The sequence below is a fragment of the Pseudopedobacter sp. genome, from assembly GCF_040392825.1.
Lineage (GTDB): Bacteria > Bacteroidota > Bacteroidia > Sphingobacteriales > Sphingobacteriaceae > Pseudopedobacter.
In genome coordinates this window covers 1-4441 of record NZ_JBEBVH010000300.1, presented here as the reverse complement: position 1 = coordinate 4441, position 4441 = coordinate 1, and the positions used below count along the sequence as shown (strand labels likewise).

At 38.1% G+C, this 4441-nt stretch carries 6 protein-coding genes and 1 pseudogene; 6 read left to right on the top strand and 1 reads right to left on the bottom strand.

Annotated elements, in window-relative coordinates; genetic code table 11:
* Positions 1 to 126, bottom strand: a 126-nt coding sequence (locus tag ABWO41_RS15815; protein WP_353140124.1) for a GntR family transcriptional regulator, incomplete at its 3' end; no start/stop codon positions are given.
* Between the two features lie 88 nt (positions 127 to 214).
* Between ABWO41_RS15815 and ABWO41_RS15810 the strand changes: the two genes are divergently transcribed.
* The 6 genes and pseudogenes from ABWO41_RS15810 (at position 215) to ABWO41_RS15785 (ending at position 4306) form a co-directional block, all read left to right on the top strand.
* Positions 215 to 1129, top strand: coding sequence for a DMT family transporter (locus ABWO41_RS15810; RefSeq protein WP_353140122.1), 915 nt, complete (start codon positions 215 to 217; stop codon positions 1127 to 1129).
* Positions 1130 to 1162: 33 nt separating this feature from the next.
* Complete coding sequence (locus ABWO41_RS15805; RefSeq protein WP_353140120.1) at positions 1163 to 2254, top strand: isochorismatase family protein; 1092 nt, start codon at positions 1163 to 1165, stop codon at positions 2252 to 2254.
* A 3-nt stretch (positions 2255 to 2257) separates the two neighbouring features.
* Positions 2258 to 2608, top strand: coding sequence for a nuclear transport factor 2 family protein (locus ABWO41_RS15800; protein WP_353140118.1), 351 nt, complete (start codon positions 2258 to 2260; stop codon positions 2606 to 2608).
* Between the two features lie 25 nt (positions 2609 to 2633).
* Entirely contained in the window at positions 2634 to 3188 is a 555-nt protein-coding gene (locus ABWO41_RS15795; protein WP_353140116.1) for a DUF1572 family protein, read from the top strand.
* Positions 3189 to 3200: 12 nt separating this feature from the next.
* Positions 3201 to 3943, top strand: a pseudogene (locus ABWO41_RS15790) (SDR family oxidoreductase).
* Positions 3944 to 4054: 111 nt separating this feature from the next.
* On the top strand, positions 4055 to 4306 hold the full coding sequence (locus tag ABWO41_RS15785; protein ID WP_353140114.1) for a hypothetical protein: 252 nt from the start codon (positions 4055 to 4057) through the stop codon (positions 4304 to 4306).
* Positions 4307 to 4441: the final 135 nt, after the last annotated feature.

Here is a 4441-nt window from a genome sequence, read left to right as displayed (position 1 = left end):
ACTAACACCATATTCCTGACAGATAACCCGTAAAGAAGGTAGCCTGTCTCCTACCCTTAGAATCTCATTACTAATTTGATTTTCCAATACCGAAGCAATGCGTATATACAAGAGTTCTTTCTTCATACCAACAAATTGTACTCATCAAAAATACAAAAATTGTATCTGTACTCATATTAATTAATTATAGATTTTTGTATAAAGAAGATTACTAATGAAAAGCGAATTATCAAAAGCTTATTTAGCACTTGCCCTGGTTTGTTTGGTTTGGGGAACTACTTATTTTTTCATGCTTATAGGGGTAAGTACCATACCTCCGTTTCTGTTTTCGGGGGTACGGCAAACAATAGCCGGGACTATTCTGATTATAGGTCTGAAACTGTCAGGCAAACTAAGTGTCCTCAATCGATCGAATATTATCAGGCAGGTTATCCCGGGTATTTTAATGATCTCGTTGGGCAACGGTGTAGTAGGTTGGAGCGAACAATATATCCCTAGTGGGTTAGCCGCATTAATTGTTTCTATTATGCCGGTGTATATTGTTCTAATCGCTTTTATAACCCGAGCAGAAAGAAAAAAACCTAACGATACTATACTTATCGGATTACTGTTGGGAAGTCTGGGAATAGGTATGATGTTCCGTGATAATTTAGCAGATTTCGTTAATCCGCAATATTTTACGGGTATGCTGGTTGCTTTTTTCGCAGCCTTATGCTGGGCTTCTGGAAGTGTATTTGCAAAGTATCGGCCAGCCGGAACCTCCCCGCTAACGAATGCCGCTATTCAGATGCTTTCTGGTGGATTTTTTCTATTACTGATGAGTATTTTCATGGATGATTATAGCACCTTAAATCAGATTTCTAACGATAGCATTGGCGCTTTAATCTATCTCATTTTCATCGGTTCTTTGCTGGCTTATCCTTGCTTTGTTTACGCTCTGGAAAAGTTACCAGTTGGTTTGTCATCCATATACGCCTATATCAATCCGTTCATCGCTTTGTTATTAGGTTTTTTCGTTCTGAGCGAGAAGCTTACATGGGTTACAGCGGCGGCATTATTTACCGCATTGGGAAGTATCTATTTTATAAATAAGGGTTATAAAATAAAACCAAAGTTACAGAAAGAGTGAAATGTCTCATTTACTGAATAAAGCAATATGAATATGGACCATACATTATTAAACTGGAAAAAATCTGCATTGCTGGTTATTGATATGCAGGAGGATTTTGCATACCCGAAAGGTTCTGCATATATAGAAGGAACCCAGGAGATAATCCCTGTAACAACTAAAATTGTCCGAATTTTCAGAAAATATAACCTACCGGTTGTTCATGTTGTAAGGCTGTATTACCCCGATGGCAGCAATGCGGATGTTTGCAGAAAAGGCATATTAGCCTCTGGTAAAAATATTGTCTTTCCGGGAACGGACGGAGCAAAAATTATAAGCGAACTACTACCAGAATCTGCTGTTCAGCCAAACTCCGATAAACTTTTAAAGGGAGAAATCGTACAGATTGGCTCGGATGATTGGGCAATGTATAAGTCCAGATGGGGAGCTTTTTATGAAACCGAATTGCAAATCTGGTTAAACGAAAAAGCTATTGATTCGCTATTTGTAATAGGATGCAATTTCCCTAATTGTCCAAGAACAACGATATACGAAGCTAGTGAACGGGATTACAAAATTGGTATTGTTCCGCAAGCTATTTCAGGAATTTATAATAAAGGAATACAGGAGCTTGAAAATATAGGCGTACAACTGTTTAACGAAAATCAGTTAGATAGCTTTCTGGAAAATGGCGTGGTACTATGTGACTACAAACCGGAATATCAGCCCTACTTTGAACGGTTTAATAAAGCCTGGCTTACTAAATATTACAGCGTAGAACCTTTGGACGAATATGTGCTAACAAAGCCTGAAGAAGCTATTCTTAAAGGTGGTGGCCATATCCTGTTCGCCCGCTATAACCGCACTATCGTTGGTACAGTTGGCCTTAAAAACATGGGTAACGGTGTAATGGAACTTACCAAGATGGCTGTTGACGAATCTTTCCATGGGATAGGTGCCGGGAAAACCTTATGTAAAGGCGCTATTGAAAAAGCAAGGAAGCTTAATGCATCTAAACTTATTCTTTATTCTCAAAAGCGGCTGGCAACCGCATTGGGTATTTATAGAAAATATGGTTTTCAGGAAATACCAATGGAAGCGGGTAAGTATAAAAGAGCCGATGTAATGATGGAACTTAATTTATAATTTATGGAAGCAACTGATTTCACCACCGAATGGATTAATGCCTGGAACAGTCATGATTTAAATACAATAATGAGCCATTATAGTGAAAACATCGATTTTGCTTCACCTGTTATTCAGCAAATGGGAGTCGATACAGCTGGTAAAATTTCAAATAAAGCCGATTTAAGGGAATACTTCTCCAAAGCATTGCAAAAATATCCCGAGCTGCATTTCGAGTTCTATCATGAATTAAAAGGAGTAGATTCTTTAGTGCTATTCTACAAAAGTGTAAACGATACGCTTTCCGCTGAATATATGGAGTTGGATACACAAGAGAAGATATGTAAGGTAAGAGCACACTACAAAAATCGTTAAATTTAGACCTCTTATTAAAGCAGATATGGCGACCAGTTATTTAGATAGTATTAAAAAGCAGTTTTTATATTATAAGATGCTTGGAGAAAAAGCAATAGAACAATTGAATGAAGAACAGCTTTTTTGGCAGTATAACGAAGAAAGCAACAGTATTGCCGTTTTGGTTAATCATATAAGCGGGAACATGCTATCCCGGTTTACAGACTTCCTGACTTCGGATGGTGAAAAGCCGTGGCGAAATAGAGATGTTGAATTTGCCAATCCGCTTAAAAGCAAGTTAGCATTAATGGATCTTTGGGCTAAAGGTTGGGAATGTCTGATGAATGCACTCGACCCATTGACTGAAGCTGACCTCGAGAAAGTCATTTATATCCGTAATGATGGACATACTGTTATTGAAGCCATCAATCGGCAGTTGGCCCATTACCCTTACCATATTGGTCAAATTGTCTTTATCGCCAAAATGCTGAAGAACGATGACTGGAAAACCTTATCTATAGCAAGAAATAAATCTAATGATTATAACAACCGTAAATTCTCTCGGGAAAAAGAGAGGCGGCATTTTACGGATGATCTTTAAAAAGAACCACATATGAAAACAATGCTGATAACAGGTGCCAGCCGTGGAATTGGTGCTGCCACTGCCCTTCTTGCGGCCAGAACTGGGTTTTCGGTTATAGTAAATTACAATAAAAACAAACTAGCTGCAGAAAGCGTACTAACAAGATCCTTTCCAATGGGGGAATGGCAAAAGCTATACAGGCAGATATTTCCAGAGAGAAAGATGTGTTGCGGCTATTTTCGGAAACCGACAAGACTTTTGGAACAATTCATTCACTTGTCAATAATGCCGGAATACTGGAGTGCCAAATGCAATTGGCTGATATGAGTCAAGGTCGGCTGCTAAGAATGTTTCAGGCGAATATTATCGGACAGTTTATGTGTTGCAGAGAAGCCATTAAACGAATGTCTGTAAAATATGGAGGAGAAGGAGGTACAATTGTTAATGTGTCTTCAATTGCCGCCAAAACAGGCGCTCCGTTTGAGTATATCGATTATGCTGCTACCAAAGGCGCCTTAGATACGTTGACAATTGGTTTATCCAAAGAAATAGCGGAAGAAGGTATTCGGGTAAACGCTGTCCGGCCAGCATTCATTCATACCGATATCCATACCGACGGAGGAGAACCGGATAGAATCAATCGAATAAAGGATAGCATTCCATTAAAAAGAGGTGGATTGGCAGAAGAAGTTGCAGAGGCTATCCTTTGGCTTGCTTCTGATAAATCATCCTATTCAACAGGAACATTTATTGACGTTACAGGCGGCAGGTAAACATCGCTGTTAAAGACTATTTGTTCTTAAAATTACCACTTGTTTTCGCTTCTGTCCATTGCCTCTAACTGATTCTTAAGAGAACTTTGCCTTATCAAAAAACAATTTTTTATGAAAAAGGCATATTTAGAAATTACGTTAAAGATTGATAATGCAGATCGGACTAGTGCTACCGCTATTTACAACAAGTATAAGACTGTATTTTTAGAAACAATTGAGGGAGCTTTATCGAAAGAGCTTTTAATACATACAGAAAATGCGCAGGCATACCTTTTGAGTGAGCTGTTTAATAACGATGTTGTAATCGCTCTTAAACCCTATCTCAGAGATCAACCGAATGTTAAGATATATGAAACAGCCTGAATTATTTGACAATATTCTGCAAGAGTGTTCTTTGAGCGAATATTGACTATCTAAAGTTTAAGAAGATAATTTGGGCCCTATATCTTCTTAATTTCAATATCGAAATTTTCAGCGATAAAAAGTCAATAATACGAC